Genomic DNA, 17,062 nt, shown 5'->3' with positions numbered 1-17,062 from the left:
CCTCCGAATGATGTACTAACCTTCTTCATTTATAGACTGCATTTGAATTAGATCACTTTTTTCTAACGTCACGACAACCCGTTCATTTAGCAATTGATCAAATACACCACCTGTTAGCTCCAATGATGATATTAAAACCTCTTGTTTTCCAACTGCTTCAATGACGAAGGGCGCTGGGTACTGATTCCCATCAATTGTGATAACTGGACCATTACAGCTAATATAAGAATTCATTTTTAAGCGTTGACCGTTGATAGCAATCGCTTCTGCACCAGCGATTTTCAATTCATTCAGTACTTTAAAAATATGACTTTCATGCACGATGTACTCATTAGGATTTGTACTTCCAGGATTGTATTCGGCATCTTGCAATGTCACTTTAATGCCCTTTCCTTCTCCAGATTGAATTCCTAACAATAAGCGGAGTTGTTCGGCTTCTTTTATATTTCTTTCATACTGAACCTCGTTTGAAGAATATTCTTTTTCATAGGTACGGATTTTTTCTTCTAATTCGACCAGTTCATCTGATAATTCCTTATTACGTTCTTGCTGCACAATCAATTCTTCCCTATAGTGATTTTCTTGTTCATAATAGTGCGAGGCTGTGCTTAATGTCCGCTTGTCCTTCGATAGATTATACGAAAAACCAATAATAAAGCCTGTAATAATACAAACCGTTAATAAGGCTAAATATTTTCGAGTAAAAGGAGACGGTTTTTTAGTCGGTTGATTGTTGTTCATCATCTTGTTCATCCCCCTCTATATCTTCACCTTCCTCAGATTCAGGTATATCGATTGCATATTCCTCTGAGAATGGGCGATAATAAGAGCCGACTTCAATATCAATAATACCTTTTTCAAAGGTATCTTCATTTTCAATTTGTGCAATAATGGATGGATAATAATTAAGTTTTTCAGCCAAAGTATTGACATCTGCACGCACTTCATAACCATCATTCATAAACAATGTAATTGCATATGGATCCGTTTCTAATGGATTTGCATTGATTTGAGAAATAAGTGACAATACTTCAGGCTTCAATAGGGCGAGCTGCTTCAATATTTTTTTTCGCAAAGATTCATCTTCAAAATCCAAAAAAATGGGCGCGTCAACCGGTACCATTTCGCTTGACTCGCTAAAAATTATTCCGTTTTCTAACATCGGATAAAAATCGCCTTCTTGAGAAATATAAGCAACTTTATGCCATTCCTCAATGGTAATTTGTACCGTATTAATATATTGACGCTCCACTTCTACTGATTTTATCCATTCATTTTTAGCAATTTCTTTTTCAATATCTTCAATTTTGAATCCCCACATAGACTCATTTAAAATTAAGCCTGATTGTTTTAAATAATAATCCTCGTCCTTTAAGTTGGAACCTTGAATATTAACTTCCTTTATATCACTGTATGGTGATTGAAAATAAAGAAGTAATAGGATGATGAATAAGAAAATGGTTGTTAAAAATGCAAATTTAAGGTTCGTTCGCCGTTTCCGCCTTTTTTGCATTGCAGGTACACGTTCAGTTATATCTATTACTTTTTCCATCATCACTACTCCTTTCTTTCACCTAATTGATGTAAATTTTATTCCTTTGAAAAGTTTAAAATAAGCGATACGGTTAGCCATACAACTAATAGTGAGGTTCCACCATAGCTAATGAACGGCAATGTAACACCGGTAACAGGTAATAAATTTATCACTACCCCTATATTTAAACACGCTTGAATCGCAATCGTTGTCGTTAATCCACAGATGACATAAAAATGGAGTTGATTATTGCAAGATAACGCCAATTTATATCCGAATAGTAAAAAGCACGCAAAAATAAGCAGCAGTCCCATACCACCTAACAAACCTATCTCTTCTAAAATAATGGAAAAAATAAAGTCATTTTGTGGCTCAGGTAAATATAAATATTTTTGTCTACTTTCTAAAAATCCATGTCCAAACAATCCGGCCGGGCCAATTGCGAGCAAAGATTGAACCGCTTGGAAACCACTCCCTAAAGCATCCGCCCAGGGATTTAAAAAGGCTTCAATTCGTTTTAAACGATATGGAGCCGCGGCAATTAATGCTACCAAGCCAATAATACCTGTTAAAATTAAGAACAGGTACAGCTTGACTGGGTATTGCGCGATAAAAAGTAATAGAAACGCTGCCACGACTAAAATAAATACTGCACCAAAGTCCGGTTGTAACATTATTAACAAAGACGGGAGAAGAATAACTAGAAAGTGTTTCCATTGCACAATTCGCTGTCCCGCTTTTCTATTTGCTAAAAGAATACTTAAATAAATTAAAGTCGTTATTTTAGCAAGCTCTGCTGGTTGAACCGTTAGTGAACCAACGCCAATCCAACTTTGAGAGCCATTTCGCACAATACCAATACCAGGTATTAATACTGCGATTAATAACAAAATGGATACCCAATAAAAAAACACCCAAGTTTTCGGTTTTTGTAACACTTTCATGTTCATCAACACTAAACAACTAATAACCGCTATTACAAAATAGATACCTTGCTTTATATAAAACGGTGTTTGTCCAATATAATGTACAGAACTCCAGTACGTACCGGCGGAATAAATGAACACAATTCCAATGATCGATAAAATGAAAGCGCTACTAAAAAACCATTGTTTGAATTGATGTGACAGTGTAACTATCCTTTCTTTATGAAAGCTTCATGACACGATCGATAAATAAATCTCCTCGAATTTCAAAACTCGCATGCTGGTCCCAACTTGCACACGCTGGTGATAATAAAATAATATCTCCTTGCTCAGAACATTTCGCTGCATATCCTACCGCATCTTCCACATCAATGGCTCTGACGACAGTAGTAACTCCACAAGATTTTGCGAACTCAATAAAGCGTAATGCTGTTTCACCAAATGCTACGACCGCTTTGACATGCTTCATTTCTTCACGTAGCTCTTCAAATGAATGCCCGCGGTCTAAACCACCTGCAAGTAAGACGATCGGCTGTTCAAATGCTGATAACGCACTTTTCGTTGCTAATACATTCGTTGCTTTGGAATCGTTATAAATTTTTCGACCATTCCATTCACGAACAAATTGCGTTCGATGGCGAACACCTACAAATGTCGAAAGTACGTTTTTAATTGCTTCTATCGGACACCCTTGTAAAAGTGCGGCTGCTACTGCACATAAAATATTTTGCAAATTATGCTCTCCAGGTAAGACGATTTCATTGCAAGCAAGGATTGCATCCCCATTCCAGTAAATGTTCTGCATATCCGCACTAATTCCATTGTCTTTTTTACCCCTTGTTGAAAACGGGATGAGCGTTGCGTTCGATTTTTGCGCATATTGACGAACAATTTCTTGGTCATCATTATAAATAAAGAAATCATCTGTTGTTTGATTGCGCGTCACACCGAATTTTGCCTCTGCATATTCTTCAAATGTGCCGTGATAATCTAAATGCGCCTCATATAAATTCGTTAAAATCGCAATACGTGGTTTAAACATACTTGTACCCATTAATTGAAATGATGAAAGTTCTGTCACAATCACTTGATCCTCTGTTGCTGCTGCGGCAACACTACATGCAACCGTACCGATATTCCCTGCAATAAGTGGTTGTAAATGACCAAGTTGCAGCATTTCAAATAGTAGTGTTGTCGTCGTCGTTTTACCATTTGATCCTGTAATACCAATAAACGGTGCCTCACTTACTAAATATGCGAGTTCCATTTCAGTTATAACCGGTATATTACGTAGTATGGCATCTGCTACAATCGGATTTGAATAAGGAATACCTGGATTTTTTACAACTAATTCAAATCCTTCATCCAATAAATCCTCTGGATGGCGACCACAAATAACAGTAATTCCTTTTGTTAATAAATCCTGTGCTTCTGAGTTGGCATCAAATGGCTTTGCATCATTGACCGTTACAAATGCACCCAGCTCATGCAACAATTCTGCAGCTGCTACGCCACTTTTCGCTAAACCTAGCACTAATATCTTCTTAGACTGCAAACCTGTATATTCAATCATAATAACGCCTCCGCTAATACTGCTAGTAATGCTACGACTAATCCTGTTGACCAAAATACGATGACTACTTTCCATTCAGACCATCCTGATAACTCGAAATGGTGATGAATTGGACTCATTTTAAAAATACGTTTTTTCCGAAGTTTAAAGCTCCCCACTTGCAAAATAACGGATAGTGTTTCAATTACGAAAACTAAACCAATTAAAAGGAGTAACAGCTCTTGCTTCACTAAAACTGAAATCATAGCAAGTGCACCACCAAGTGCTAACGAACCAGTATCTCCCATAAACACTCTTGCAGGGTTTGCATTGAAAATTAAAAAGCCCAGTAATGCCCCTGTTACAGAAAAGGAAAATAATGCTATATCGCCTTGTTCATTAAATAATGCGATTACTCCAAACGCAGCAAAAGCAATAGATGCAGTACCCGATACTAAGCCATCAAGCCCATCTGTTAAATTGATTGCATTCGAAAACCCTACTAACCAAAAAATTAAAAAGGCTACATAGAAAATACCTAAGTCAATGGAAATGTCTGTATAAGGTAGCCCAATCGAAGTTTCAAATGCACCTAATCGTAATAGTAAAAAGGCGGCTACTGCAATTGCAATTTGCCCAATTAGTTTTTGTAGTGATGTTAATCCTAAATTTCGTTTAAAAATAACCTTTAAGCCATCATCTAAAAATCCAATTACACCAAATCCAACTAAAACAAGTAATAGTACGACTGTCTGTGTTGTAAATAAATCATATAGGGTTGCAACAATCGTTGTTGCTACAATAATTGCTAGTAAAAAAATGAGACCACCCATTGTCGGTGTACCCGCTTTTTTCATGTGAGATTGCGGGCCTTCCTCACGTATACTCTGACCAAACTTCAGCCTGCGTAGCAGTGGAATTCCAATTGGGGTTAAAATGACCGTCAAAAGGAATGAGGAAGCTAGAATAGTCAATGTTATTGGTAATGTCATAATAAATCTCCTTTAAATCTTCTGTCTGTATAAACATCATTCACTATAATAGTTGTTTTAGATGGATTTTAATAGGTCCAATTGCGATTTAATCGTCTAAATATAAATGAATTACATCATCTTCATGAATGAGGCTGTTAGCAATTGGTATTTGTTCAACAACTTTACTTCCCGTACCGTGCCATTCAATTTTATACGGATACAAATAGGTAACAATTTTTTCTGGTGATTGTCCGACAAAGTTTGTAACGCGCGTCGTCAACTTATCTCCCCACACATATTTCCGATCAAGTTGCTCCTGTTGTTTCTCGATGTTTAATATCGGCGCTGCATCTTCAATAATTTGCCCGACAACTGGAGCTGCGATTACGCTTCCAAATTGCAGCGAGCTTTTCGGATGATCAATCGCCACATAAACTAGAATTTCAGGGTCGTTCGCTGGTGCAAACCCTATAAAAGATACGATATAGTCCCCATCTTTATAGCGCCCATTTTCAACCTTTTGTGCTGTCCCAGTTTTACCTGCAATTCTTAACCCATCGCGGTAAGCTTGTCGCCCAGAGCCATTTGCAACTACCGACTCTAAAGCGTCTCGAACAATGCTTGATGTCTTTTCACTTACTACTTGATCCTTTACAATCGGCTCATTTTGAATAAGGACTTCATTCGTGTTTGGATCGACCACTTTTGAAATGACATATGGCTGATATAAGGTTCCCCCATTAATAACTGCCGCAACGGCTTGCATTTGTTGAATTGGCGTGACAGATATACCTTGACCAAATGAGGTTGTTGCATGCTCAACTGGACCGAAGTTTTCTTTTGAAAATAAAATACCAGAAGATTCACCTGCAATATTCGAGCCTGTTTTTTTGCCAAAACCAAAACGATGAATATATTCTAATAATTTCGTCGCACCTACTCGTTGACCTAGTTCAACGAAGCCAGGGTTGCATGAGTTTTGTACAACTTCTAGGAATGTTTGATCTTTATGTCCACTTCTGTTCCAGCAGCGTAATCTTGCCCCTTCTACCATTGTATAACCAGGGTCATAAAAATGCTCCTTCTCCAAATCTACAACGCCTTCTTCAAGTGCCGCGCTTAATGTAATAATTTTAAATGTCGAACCCGGTTCATAGGACATAAAAACTGGTAAATTCCGATTATAAACAGCAGGCTCTACTTCCGCAAAATTTGCCGGATCGTACGTTGGGTACGAGGCAAGCGCTAATATTTCTCCGGTTTTTGGATTCATCGCAATAGCCAAAGCTTGATCGGCATCATTTTTAAGCATCGCCTCTGATAATGCACGTTCAACATTTTTTTGTATTTCTAAATTAACCGTCAACTGCAGTGTTGCGCCCTCTTTACCATCTTTCCATTCATCATCCGCATGATCAAGCGCTATTCCTTTAGCGTCTGTGAATAATCGGACAGCAGCATCTGAGCCAGTAAGTAACTTATCGTACTCATATTCAATTCCTGCAAGTCCTTGATTATCTACACCTGTAAAACCGAGTAATCGAGCAAGTAAATTCCCATTCGGGTAATGTCTTACATAGTCAACACCCGTATATAAACCTGGAATTTGCTTTTGTTGAATCGTGACGGCTTGCTCATACGTAATATTCTTTCCCTCTGGTGCAATTTTTACTATTGAAATTCGTTGCTCTAATTTTTTTAATATCGCCGTTCGATCTTTATTAAGAACATCAGCAATTGCATCGGCAACTTGTTCTTTATCTTTATTTTGTGAAGGCATAAAATATAAGGTCGGAGCAAGCTCATTTGAAACAATAACCTCTCCATTACGATCTACAATTTTCCCACGCTCAGATTTAAACGTTATTTCCCGATCCCAACTTTGTTTCGCTAATGTCGATAGTTCGTTATATTGAACCAGTTGTAAGCTTACCAACTTAACAAAAATCGCCACGCCGAATAGTACAAATGCGATGGCGATCCATGTTAATCGTTTTTTTGAATTATTTGATACCCACTTCAATAATGACACCTCGCTTTACACAAAGTATGTCTTGAAGTAACTTTCTATTCAAATTCAAGCTAATCTTGCGGCAAAGATTCGTCATCCTTTATTATTTCTTCAGGTGGTGTCGAATATTGCTCTTGAGGCGTTTTTAATTTTACGACAATTGGTGAATTATCAATAATCATCGTCCCACGAGAAACACTTTGACTTTCGACATAACCTTCTCCAACTATTTCGATTGGGAGTTTCGATAACGTTTTATAAACAAGCACATTTCGTAACGACCAATTTTCAAAAGTAGGAAGCGTGATGACTCCATCTGTTTTCAAGAAAACAATACTGTCTTTTGTCAGTACCGTATCGGCCTTCGGGTATTGTTCAAGAATTTGACCGCCTTCTCCAATAATGATAGGTTTTAAGCCGTCTCCCTCTAACTCTGCTACTACTTGATCCGTATGATTCCCTACAAGATTTGGTAATGTTTTCGTCTGAACTTCAGCAACATCAGATGGGTTAATATTCATGTATTTCAAACTGTTTAAAGCAACTGAATTAAATACTTGTGATACCGGTTCCGAACCAGCTTCCGTTGCAGCAAGCTTCGGTTTTGCTACTGCGACATATACGACTAATTGCGGGTCATCTACTGGTACCATCCCTAAAAACGAATAAAGGAATTCATTTTTACCCCAGTCATAACCAGGAAGTCCATTTGCTTTTGGCATTTGTGCAGTACCTGTTTTCCCTGCAACCTCGTAACCTTCAATTTGGAAGCGCTTTGCATTCCCTGCTTCTCCATATACGGTTGAAGCAAGCAATTCTCGCACGGTTTTGGCAGATTCCGGTTTAATCGGCTGACCTTTTTCAGTTGGCTTTGACTGTAAGACAACCTCTTCCGTATTCGGGTTAACAATTTTATCAATGACGTACGGCTGCATCATTTTCCCGTCATTCGCAATTGCTGTTATGCCTTGAATTAACTGAATTGGTGTAACTGTCGAACCTTGACCAAACGTCGTCGTATACTTTTCTAATGGGTAGCGTGAATTAATGACACCGCTTGCTTCCCCTGGTAAGTCAATTCCTGTTTTTTGACCAAATCCGAAAGCTTTTAAATACTTTTCATATGTTTCCCAGCCCATAATATCCAACAGGTTGGTCATCGCTGTATTGGATGATCGTTGGAGACCTTCTAAATAAGTAATCGGTCCCCAACCGTATTGATTATGATCTCGAATCGTATCTTTATAAACTTTATACGTACCCGATTGATACTTTGCATTCGGGTGCCAATTCCCTGAATCCACCGCAGCTGCAACTGTAAACGCTTTAAATGTCGACCCTGGCTCAATTGTGTTTTCAACAACATCATTTAACCAATTCGTTTCCAATCCAACTCGCGTATCTGGATCAAATGTAGGTCGTTGTGACATTGCTAAAATTTCACCTGTTTTTGGATTGGCAACAACACCGACCATCGATTGCGGATTGTATTGATCATTGACACGCGACATCGCATCATCTAGAAAACTTTGAATTGTTTTATCCAATGTTAAATAAATATCATTGCCATCTTGTGCTTCTTGTACAATTTTATCACTGCTTGGCAATAAATAGTTTCTAGCATCCTTTTGATATTGTAAACTGCCATCGGTGCCCGTTAATTGTTCATCATAATTCAATTCTAAACCCATTTTTCCGACTACTTCAGAATTGCCGTCCTCATCCGTTTCACGTGTTGCATACCCAATTAAATGCGATGCGAATTCACCATTCGGATAATGACGCTTTTTGTCACTAAAAAACAAAATGCCAGGCAAATTAAGACTCTCGATTTGATTTTTAGTTTCATGGCTAATGCCCCGACCAGCCGTTCCAAACTCTACTTGATATTTGTCTTTGTCTTTACCAGCAGATAACTTTTTATAAATTTCATCCTCACTCATCGGGATATACTCGGCTAATGCTTTTGCTGTTTCTGCTATATCCACAACATGCTGTGGTTTTTTCGGGTTTTCCGAAGCAGATTCTTTAATCACTGCGACAAGTCGATAACTTAGCGTATCTTCAGCAATAATATTGTCATTACGGTCCAAAATTCTTCCTCGGTCCGCTGATAACACGAAATTTCGTTCGTATTTTAACAATGCCTCTGCTTCTAGCTCATGTCCATTTACAACACCGGTCGCTTGAATGGATACAAAACGCCAATATAACAGTAAAAAGAGCCCTCCATAAATTAACAACATTAGAAAGGCTCCCAATTGGTAACGAAATTTTCTCTTGTTCATTCCCCCGGCACTACTTTCACATTTTTTTCATTGAGTGTTAAACCGAGTTCTTTCGCTTTTTCCCAAATACGTTCGTGAGTAGATAATTCACTTACACGAACTTTTAAATCTACGTTATTATTATTTATTTCAGTAATGTCTTTTTCAATTTTTTGAATTTCTATACTAACTGTTTGGATTTCTCCTTGTGTTTGCAATAAAGATACTGCAAACGAAACTATTACCACTGCAAAAATTAAAAATAAGAATTTTTCCCGTTTTGAAAACCAATCCGGTTTATGTTTTTTCGGTTGGACTGGTTGTTGCTGCTGATGTGTTTCAGGTAGCACTGGCTGTTGTATATATGGTTGTCTTGCCCGTAATGCCATATTTTACCCACGTCCTTTATCGTTAATTTTTTCAGCAATGCGTAATTTAGCTGAACGTGAACGATTATTTGCTTCTAACTCCTCTTTTGATGGTAAAATTGGTTTTCTTGTCACCAATTTAAGTACCGGCTTTAAATGATCTGGAATAACGGGAAACCCTGGAGGTAAATCCGGTAATGACGAACCCTCTTTAAATAGTGTTTTCGTTAATCGATCCTCTAAAGAATGGAATGTAATCACGCTAATTCGGCCACCAATCGCTAATAAATCAATCGCATCTACTAACGAATCTTCCGCCGCGCCCAATTCATCATTTACGGCAATTCGAATCGCTTGGAAAATACGTTTAGCAGGATGTCCACCTTTTCTACGTGCTGGAGCTGGAATACCATCTTTAATCAGTTCAACTAATTGTCCAGTTGTCTCAATCGGCGCAATTGCTCTGGCTTGCTCAATCTTACGCGTCACTTGCTTTGAAAACTTTTCTTCTCCATAACGGAAGAAAATACGAACCAAATTTTCATACGACCATTCATTCACAACATGGTATGCAGAAAGCTCTGCTGTTTGATCCATTCGCATATCAAGCGGTGCATCATGGTGATAACTAAATCCACGTTCTGGCGTATCTAATTGTGGCGATGAAACCCCTAAATCGTATAAAATGCCATCGACTTGATGAATGTTTAGGTTAAATAGTTCTTCTTTTAAATATCGGAAATTAGCATGTACAAATGTGACACGATCTAAATACTCGGCTAATCGAACTTTCGCATTTTCTATTGCTGTTGTGTCTTGGTCGAAACAAATTAATCGACCTTGTGATGATAACTGTTTAACTAAGTATTCACTATGACCTGCACCGCCTAAAGTACAATCCACATAAATACCATTCGGATTGATGTTCAGTCCATCAACAGTTTCTTTCAATAATACAGTTGTGTGATCGAACATAACTTGAAGCTCCTCTTACGCTTTAATTTAAAAATCAAAGCCAATTAAATTTTCTGCAATTTCATTAAAGGATTCAGCCGATTCATCAAAGTATTTATTCCAAGCTTCTTTTGCCCAAATTTCTATTTTACTCGATACGCCTACAATGACGCAGTCTTTTTCAAGATTCGCGAATTGTACGAGTGTGGATGGAATGTTAATTCGACCTTGCTTGTCTATTTCAACCTCTGTTGCACCAGAAAAGAAGAATCGAGCAAATGCACGAGCATCTTTTTTAGTCATCGGTAAATCTTTTAATTTTTCTTCGAGTTTTCGCCATTCTTCCATAGGATATCCAAAAATACATTGATCAAGTCCTCGCGTTATCACAAAACCTTCTCCAAGAATATCTCGGAACTTTGCTGGAACGATCATTCGGCCTTTAGAATCAATAGAATGTTGGTATTCTCCCATGAACATGCTACTCACCCCACTTTACTAAATAATGTACCACATCCCCCCACTTTCCTCCACCATTTTCAGTACTTAAAGCGCAGTATATTGCAAATTACGAAAATAGGCATATTCTCATACATATGTTCTGTGTAAAAAGTTGTAAAAAAAGAGTTATCTTTGTTAAAAGATAACTCTCTCGCAATCAATTATACCTAGGCATAATTACGTCCAGAATCGGCCGGGGATTTGGACCAACACGATGTTGGTCAATTCAGGCGTTGCCACAGGATATAGCGTTCTTAGTTTGCTTTTCACTATTTCAGCATTTTTTTAAAACTCGCTAAATAGTAACTTAAAAACCACATTCAATTCATCGTCTAGTAGAGTTTAGAAACTTCCACTGAAAAAGTTAAATTGATATGATTTGATGTTGTTCTGACAGATTCATCGGCAACTGAAGTAAATCATCAACAAACGATAAACCATATGCATTGATATATTGATACGGATTATAAATACGCTCTTGATAACTACCATTAGGAAAAAGTTCCAATAGCAACGTTTTATATTGGCGAATTACTGCGTCATGCTTTTGCAATACTTGCTCCGAAATTTTCGCTTGCAAATAGCGGAATTGTCGATCATGATACGCCTTATTTTTTTCAAGCAACTTTTCAACATGATAATTTTTATCTTGTAAGTACTCAGACAACGCTTCATATTGCCCCATTAACTGTTCATTCATTCGCCCAATCAGCTGCTGTGCTTCTTGATCTTGTATTTCAGCAATAAATTGCAACAACTTCTCTTCTGCTTGCCCAGCGAAGACCTGTGCCACAGTCAATTGTTGCTGTTCAAGAATTTGTTGCACTTGTCTCGTCACGATTGTCAAATTCAAACGAGGCGCAAAAATAGGCATTTGTAATTGTAATGTTGTGAACGCAGGCTTTAATGTTGCCCAATACGCCAATTCACCCGGTCCACCAACAAATGCTAATACCGGAATCGCCATTTCCTGCATTAATGGACGCGTGACAACATTATTACTTAACACTTCAGGACAATCCTCCGCCAGATGCAGTAGCTGCACTTCAGTCAGCTTCACCTGTGCAAGTGCATTACTAAAATGCCCATTTTTTCGTTCTAGTAAAAAACGTTCCCCCTCTTTTACGAAAAAGAGGTTCGCATTATTTTCAGTTGCACCTATCGGCATTGAATAACCTGCTTGCGCTAATTTCTTTTCTTGCTCGACTACTTGCGCTGCAATTTTTTCATTGTTTTCAATGAGCTCTTTAAAATAGCGTTGCTCGTATTTTCGGAAAGGCGCATAAGTAGCATCTAATAATAGTAACCCGTGATTTTTAAATAAATCATTCATTAATACAGTAAAGAAATCTGTAAACGTATCACTACTTTTTGCATGAGCTAAAACAACTGCCATTAATTGCTCCGTGTATTCCGTTTCACCAAAATCTTGAAACACAGTTTTAACAAATTGTTCGATTGCTTCTGGATTTAATTTTGTCGTTGATGCCATCGTTTTAAGCTTCGAGCGTTCGCTATACCCACGCTTTTTAACTTCCGCATCCAAAATTGTATACGTATGATTAATTTCTTCAATGTCATGATCCTCACCAGCAATCCAAAACATTGGAACGACTGGTTCGTTTAGCTTTTCACGTTGCTCTTGTGCCAATAAAATAACAGAAATCGCTTTATGAATCGAATAAAGCGGACCCGTTAAAAGCCCTGACTGTTGCCCTCCTACGATTACCATTGCACCGTGTTCAAGCTCTAGAAGATGTTTGTTTGTTTTTTCATGAACTCCGTACTTTTCCATAAAGCTACGAATAATTTCCGTGAGCTCTTTTGAACGATATATATTATTTTGCAAATAATTTGCCCGATCAATAAAAGATTGTTCGTTGTATTTGTATTCAAAAAACGAATGGATATCCGCATTTTCAGACCAATAATCCGTTACTAATTTCGTATTCACTGGGGATTGTATTTGTTCCAGCTTCATTGTAAATCTCCTCTACTTCCCTCTACTCGATTGCATATTATTATATAATTTCAATTTCGTTTTTTCATTTTATGCTGCCATCTTTATTCTATACGTTCTACCCGTGTAGTGGAAAGAAAATGCTTATTCAAACTTCAATGTTTATATAACTACCATGTATATCGTAACTGAGTGCACTAAACCAATGACCCAGACAAAGAAATAACTCGTTCCTAATAATAAAAAATAGGCACGCCAAATTTTCTTTAACAATAGCATCACTTGTATTTCTTTTTTCTTTTTCCAATCAATATATGTAAAAATAACGGCAATCGATAGCGCCAGTAAGTATATCGGGATAAATAACGATAACTCCCATAGCGCTTGAATGGCAACTGGGACAGAAAAAAACAATATAATTGTCGTGACATCCGCCGCTAAACCAATCACCTTATGTTGTTCCATTCTCATTTTTCGACAACTTACAAATACGATAAGAAATGCAAGAAGTGGACATAAAATGATTGTTGCTATTATGTATTGCAAAAAATGTATCACATTCTTTCACCACTCTCCTCTAACGCTTTTACAAGCAAATAAAGCGTTTGCAAAATCGGTAATTGCTTATTATCAATATGCGCCTTTTTAATAATTGCTCCGACAATCGTTTCAATTTCCGTTTCCCTACCTGCTAATACATCCGCCAGCATAGAAGATGTATTTTCGGCCGTTCGTTCGCAAAGCGCGACCACTTGTTCAAAATGGAAGTTTTCTGCAAATTGCGGAAAAGCCATTATCATTTCATTATATAATTTTTTTAACAGTTGAAAAGCATCTATTCGTTGAATCAGTTGCCCATTTGGAACTTGTAAAATAGCTGTTAAAGGATTTATAAAACAATTTAACCACGCTTTTTCTAGCAACATCGCTTCCGCATCTCCTTCAAACACGATTAGAAAACGCTCGGATGAATAGGCTCCCAAGTGGGAAAAGAAAATTTTTTCTCCCTTAGCAACAGCTATTTTCATCGGACCAATCCCTTTATGCGCAACATGATATTCATTTATTTTTTGCGCACCAAATTGAACCGAGCAAAAAGCAATTTGATGAAACGGCAACCGAAGAGCTTCGTCATAATGCGCTAAGCCATTTTGCAAAAATAAAATAGGTGTGGTCGGCTTCACTGTTTGCAACTGTTTAAAAACATCCTGTAATTGACCGTATTTTACCGCAATGACTATTATATCGGCATCACCACTTAAACTAGCTGCTGCATCAATCGGGAAAACAGATGTCGTCCCATCACAATTTGTTCGCATTAAGTTATTTACTTTTAGTTGCACGGCTTGTTGCTCTGTTCGTGTAATCAATTTGACACTCGCCTGCTTTTCCGCCAAAAAGCTCGCCACTAACAAACCTACTGCACCAGCACCAATAATTTCAATTTTCATACAGGATCCCCCCATATTCGCTCGAATTAAAAAGGTCTGCCTCCAAGACAGACCTTCAGCTAACAATATTATACTGGATAGACTGGATGTTTTCGATATGGAAGAGTCATTTGCTTTGAATTATAGTAATTAAAACGTTGAATCAATGTTTCTCGAAGTTGATTTGGTGCAATAATTTCATCAATAACCATTTCTGATGCCAGCTTATACAAATCAATTTCTTCTTTATATTCTGCTATTTTTTGCTTCACAAATTGCATGCGTTCTTTCGGATCTTCAATCGCTTCAATTTTATTTGAGTAAACAGCATTTACAGCCGCCTCAGGTCCCATGACAGCAATTTGCGCTGTAGGAAGAGCTATGACCACATCCGGTTCAAATGCCGGACCACACATCGCATATAAGCCCGCTCCGTATGCTTTACGGACAATGACAGAAATTTTTGGTACAGTAGCCGAACTCATAGCGGAAATAAATTTTGCACCATGACGGATAATACCTCCGCGCTCAACCTTCGTCCCAATCATAAAACCAGGGACATCCGCTAAAAATAATAGCGGGATTGAAAATGCATCACATAATGTAATAAACTTCGCTGCCTTATCAGCAGAATCAATAAACAACACGCCACCTTTTATTTTCGGTTGATTCGCAATAATACCAACTACTTGACCATCTATGCGCGCAAGCCCTGTAATTAACTCCGGTGCGAATAGCTTCTTTATTTCAAAAAAACTATTTTCATCAATTAATCGATCGATGCAATCATACATATCAAACGGTGCATTTTGATTTTCAGGAATGATTTCTTCCAATGCTTCCCCACTTTTTGGCGGCTTCATTTCAACAAGTGGCGGATATTCTGAAAAGTTCGCTGGAAAGTACCCAATGTACCGGCGTGCCTCTTCAATCGCTTGTTCTTCATTATCAGCAAGAACATCTCCACAGCCGCTTACTGTGCAGTGCATACGCGCGCCACCCATTTCTTCTAGCGTTACCTTTTCACCAATCACTTTCTCCGCCATTCGAGGGGAACCTAAGTACATCGATGCATTGCCTTCTACCATAATAACAATATCGCAAAATGCTGGAATATAAGCGCCACCGGCTGCTGAAGGGCCAAATAAAATACAAATTTGCGGGACTACGCCACTCATGCGAACTTGATTATGGAAAATCCGCCCCGCCCCTCGCCTTCCCGGAAACATTTCGAGTTGATCTGTAATACGTGCCCCCGCCGAATCGACTAAATAAAGAATCGGTACTTGAAGTTTTTCAGCCTTTTCTTGAATACGGATAATTTTCTCAACAGTTCTAGAACCCCATGAACCAGCTTTTATCGTCGAATCATTCGCCATTACACAAACCGTTTGACCATCAATTTGTCCAATAGCCGTCACAACACCATCCGCTGGTAAATCGCCTGCCTCACAGTTTGCAAATCTACCATCTTCTTCATATTTACCATCGTCAAATAAAAGCTTTAATCGATCACGAACAAATAATTTATTTGTTTCTTTCAATTTGTCATGATATTTCGAATGTCCACCCGCATAGATTGAATCAATTTTCTGCTGTAAATGTGTATTGTACGTTTGCTGCGTCACGTATTTCTCCCCTTTGCATTTATGCTAGTTCCACAAGTACATCATTTTCTTCAACAAAATCGCCTTCAACGACGCGAATTTTCGTTACTGTTCCGTCCCCTTCAGCATCATGCGGAATTTCCATTTTCATTGATTCCAAAATAATTAATGTTTGCCCCTTCGTTACGCCGTCCCCTTCTTTAACACTTACCTCAAAAACTGTTCCCGCCATTTGTGCTTTAACTTCTGCCATTTTAAAATGCCCCCTTAGTAGATATTTTCCTTAGAATGACATCTCTCTCTTTGAATAACACAAGATGATGCCCCTACTTATGTAGATAAGCAAGTGATACTTTGTTATTTACAAAGAAAACACTATGCTTCTACTTCTATTGTAAGCTACCATTAAATTTAAATTCAAATAATTTCGTCTATTTTCTCGAAAAATAAGTTATTTTCTACTAAAATCAGCATTCACGTAATTTTCATTTCTTATCTCCAACTAAATTAACACCTTGCTGTACCCACTTTAATACTTTTTCATATTCAGATTGTAACTCGGTATGTTTAATTTCCAGCTCATTATAAGCTTCCGTTAATTCCTCAAAACTGGATAACGCTAGTTTTAAATGACTGCGCATCAATTGTTTCGGGCGCTTACGAACACTATTTAATACTTGCCCGTACTGTAATCTTAAAGTTTTATTCCATCGAAACCCACAAGCTTGCTTCGTTCGATTTAATTCACGCGCCGCTTGCTCAAATGCTTCTAGCTGCGTTCGGCCATTTTGCACCGCCTGAATGACAATTTCCGCTAATTTTTCGTCATCCATAGCTGTCCATTGATCTTTTCTTCTCTTTTGTTCCATGTTAAACCACCTCACATTTTTTACTACTATATGCGAGGATGGTTGAAATAGAATAAAAAGCGAGAGAAAAACGCCTCTTAATTTGGTTATAAATTAAGAGACGTTCCAT

General features: G+C 37.8%; 16 protein-coding genes. All 16 read right to left on the bottom strand.

Annotated features, from left to right (window positions below; translation table 11 throughout):
- Positions 1-15: 15 nt before the first annotated feature.
- The 16 genes from CSE16_RS03960 to CSE16_RS03885 all read right to left on the bottom strand — a co-directional run bounded on the left by CSE16_RS03960 (position 16) and on the right by CSE16_RS03885 (position 16,953).
- Positions 16-753, bottom strand: coding sequence for a DUF881 domain-containing protein (locus CSE16_RS03960; RefSeq protein ID WP_099422688.1), 738 nt, complete (start codon positions 751-753; stop codon positions 16-18).
- Positions 719-1,552 carry a cell division protein FtsQ/DivIB gene (locus CSE16_RS03955; RefSeq protein ID WP_099422687.1) on the bottom strand — a complete coding sequence of 278 codons (834 nt, stop codon included), beginning with the start codon at positions 1,550-1,552 and terminating at the stop codon, positions 719-721. Before CSE16_RS03955 ends, CSE16_RS03960 begins: the two co-directional genes overlap by 35 nt.
- Positions 1,553-1,590: 38 nt before the next feature.
- Positions 1,591-2,673 (bottom strand): FtsW/RodA/SpoVE family cell cycle protein, encoded by a 1,083-nt coding sequence (locus CSE16_RS03950; RefSeq protein WP_099422686.1) that lies wholly within the window; start codon positions 2,671-2,673, stop codon positions 1,591-1,593.
- A 7-nt stretch (positions 2,674-2,680) separates the two neighbouring features.
- On the bottom strand, positions 2,681-4,033 hold the full coding sequence (gene murD, locus CSE16_RS03945; RefSeq protein WP_099422685.1) for a UDP-N-acetylmuramoyl-L-alanine--D-glutamate ligase: 1,353 nt from the start codon (positions 4,031-4,033) through the stop codon (positions 2,681-2,683).
- Positions 4,030-5,004: a phospho-N-acetylmuramoyl-pentapeptide-transferase gene (gene mraY, locus CSE16_RS03940; RefSeq protein WP_099422684.1), complete on the bottom strand. Its 975-nt coding sequence runs from the start codon at positions 5,002-5,004 to the stop codon at positions 4,030-4,032. Before mraY ends, murD begins: the two co-directional genes overlap by 4 nt.
- A gap of 88 nt (positions 5,005-5,092) precedes the next feature.
- Positions 5,093-7,009, bottom strand: coding sequence for a peptidoglycan D,D-transpeptidase FtsI family protein (locus CSE16_RS03935; RefSeq protein WP_099422683.1), 1,917 nt, complete (start codon positions 7,007-7,009; stop codon positions 5,093-5,095).
- 59 nt (positions 7,010-7,068) lie between these two features.
- Positions 7,069-9,243, bottom strand: a complete 2,175-nt coding sequence (locus CSE16_RS03930) for a penicillin-binding protein (RefSeq protein ID WP_099422682.1) — start codon at positions 9,241-9,243, stop codon at positions 7,069-7,071.
- Between the two features lie 38 nt (positions 9,244-9,281).
- Positions 9,282-9,653 (bottom strand): cell division protein FtsL, encoded by a 372-nt coding sequence (gene ftsL / locus CSE16_RS03925; RefSeq protein ID WP_099422681.1) that lies wholly within the window; start codon positions 9,651-9,653, stop codon positions 9,282-9,284.
- Positions 9,654-9,656: 3 nt separating this feature from the next.
- Positions 9,657-10,607: a 16S rRNA (cytosine(1402)-N(4))-methyltransferase RsmH gene (rsmH, locus tag CSE16_RS03920; RefSeq protein ID WP_099422680.1), complete on the bottom strand. Its 951-nt coding sequence runs from the start codon at positions 10,605-10,607 to the stop codon at positions 9,657-9,659.
- Positions 10,608-10,634: 27 nt separating this feature from the next.
- A complete protein-coding gene (mraZ, locus tag CSE16_RS03915; RefSeq protein ID WP_099422679.1) occupies positions 10,635-11,066 on the bottom strand; it encodes a division/cell wall cluster transcriptional repressor MraZ in 432 nt (143 codons plus the stop codon).
- Between the two features lie 385 nt (positions 11,067-11,451).
- Positions 11,452-13,068, bottom strand: coding sequence for a bacillithiol biosynthesis cysteine-adding enzyme BshC (gene bshC / locus CSE16_RS03910; RefSeq protein ID WP_099422678.1), 1,617 nt, complete (start codon positions 13,066-13,068; stop codon positions 11,452-11,454).
- Between the two features lie 141 nt (positions 13,069-13,209).
- Positions 13,210-13,605: a DUF3397 domain-containing protein gene (locus tag CSE16_RS03905; protein WP_099422677.1), complete on the bottom strand. Its 396-nt coding sequence runs from the start codon at positions 13,603-13,605 to the stop codon at positions 13,210-13,212.
- The gene (locus CSE16_RS03900; RefSeq protein WP_099422676.1) at positions 13,602-14,498 is read right to left on the bottom strand and encodes a 2-dehydropantoate 2-reductase; all 897 of its coding nucleotides are present in this window, start codon (positions 14,496-14,498) and stop codon (positions 13,602-13,604) included. Before CSE16_RS03900 ends, CSE16_RS03905 begins: the two co-directional genes overlap by 4 nt.
- Before the next feature lie 68 nt (positions 14,499-14,566).
- On the bottom strand, positions 14,567-16,105 hold the full coding sequence (locus CSE16_RS03895; RefSeq protein ID WP_099422675.1) for an acyl-CoA carboxylase subunit beta: 1,539 nt from the start codon (positions 16,103-16,105) through the stop codon (positions 14,567-14,569).
- A 19-nt stretch (positions 16,106-16,124) separates the two neighbouring features.
- A complete protein-coding gene (locus CSE16_RS03890; protein ID WP_099422674.1) occupies positions 16,125-16,337 on the bottom strand; it encodes an acetyl-CoA carboxylase biotin carboxyl carrier protein subunit in 213 nt (70 codons plus the stop codon).
- A gap of 232 nt (positions 16,338-16,569) precedes the next feature.
- Positions 16,570-16,953 (bottom strand): transcriptional regulator, encoded by a 384-nt coding sequence (locus tag CSE16_RS03885; RefSeq protein WP_099422673.1) that lies wholly within the window; start codon positions 16,951-16,953, stop codon positions 16,570-16,572.
- Positions 16,954-17,062 lie beyond the last annotated feature (109 nt).

This window comes from Solibacillus sp. R5-41 (genome assembly GCF_002736105.1).
Classification (GTDB): domain Bacteria; phylum Bacillota; class Bacilli; order Bacillales_A; family Planococcaceae; genus Solibacillus.
This window is presented reverse-complemented; position numbering and strand designations above follow the sequence as displayed.

What these genes read in the sequence shown, in the direction of transcription:
- murD (WP_099422685.1), bottom strand. Translation starts at nt 4,033, where the DNA reads ATGATTGAATATACAGGTTTGCAGTCTAAGAAGATATTAGTGCTAGGT.
- CSE16_RS03900 (WP_099422676.1), bottom strand. Translation starts at nt 14,498, where the DNA reads ATGAAAATTGAAATTATTGGTGCTGGTGCAGTAGGTTTGTTAGTGGCG.
- mraZ (WP_099422679.1), bottom strand. Translation starts at nt 11,066, where the DNA reads ATGTTCATGGGAGAATACCAACATTCTATTGATTCTAAAGGCCGAATG.
- ftsL (WP_099422681.1), bottom strand. Translation starts at nt 9,653, where the DNA reads ATGGCATTACGGGCAAGACAACCATATATACAACAGCCAGTGCTACCT.
- rsmH (WP_099422680.1), bottom strand. Translation starts at nt 10,607, where the DNA reads ATGTTCGATCACACAACTGTATTATTGAAAGAAACTGTTGATGGACTG.
- CSE16_RS03890 (WP_099422674.1), bottom strand. Translation starts at nt 16,337, where the DNA reads ATGGCAGAAGTTAAAGCACAAATGGCGGGAACAGTTTTTGAGGTAAGT.
- CSE16_RS03930 (WP_099422682.1), bottom strand. Translation starts at nt 9,243, where the DNA reads ATGTTGTTAATTTATGGAGGGCTCTTTTTACTGTTATATTGGCGTTTT.
- bshC (WP_099422678.1), bottom strand. Translation starts at nt 13,068, where the DNA reads ATGAAGCTGGAACAAATACAATCCCCAGTGAATACGAAATTAGTAACG.
- CSE16_RS03955 (WP_099422687.1), bottom strand. Translation starts at nt 1,552, where the DNA reads ATGGAAAAAGTAATAGATATAACTGAACGTGTACCTGCAATGCAAAAA.
- CSE16_RS03885 (WP_099422673.1), bottom strand. Translation starts at nt 16,953, where the DNA reads ATGGAACAAAAGAGAAGAAAAGATCAATGGACAGCTATGGATGACGAA.
- CSE16_RS03960 (WP_099422688.1), bottom strand. Translation starts at nt 753, where the DNA reads ATGAACAAGATGATGAACAACAATCAACCGACTAAAAAACCGTCTCCT.
- mraY (WP_099422684.1), bottom strand. Translation starts at nt 5,004, where the DNA reads ATGACATTACCAATAACATTGACTATTCTAGCTTCCTCATTCCTTTTG.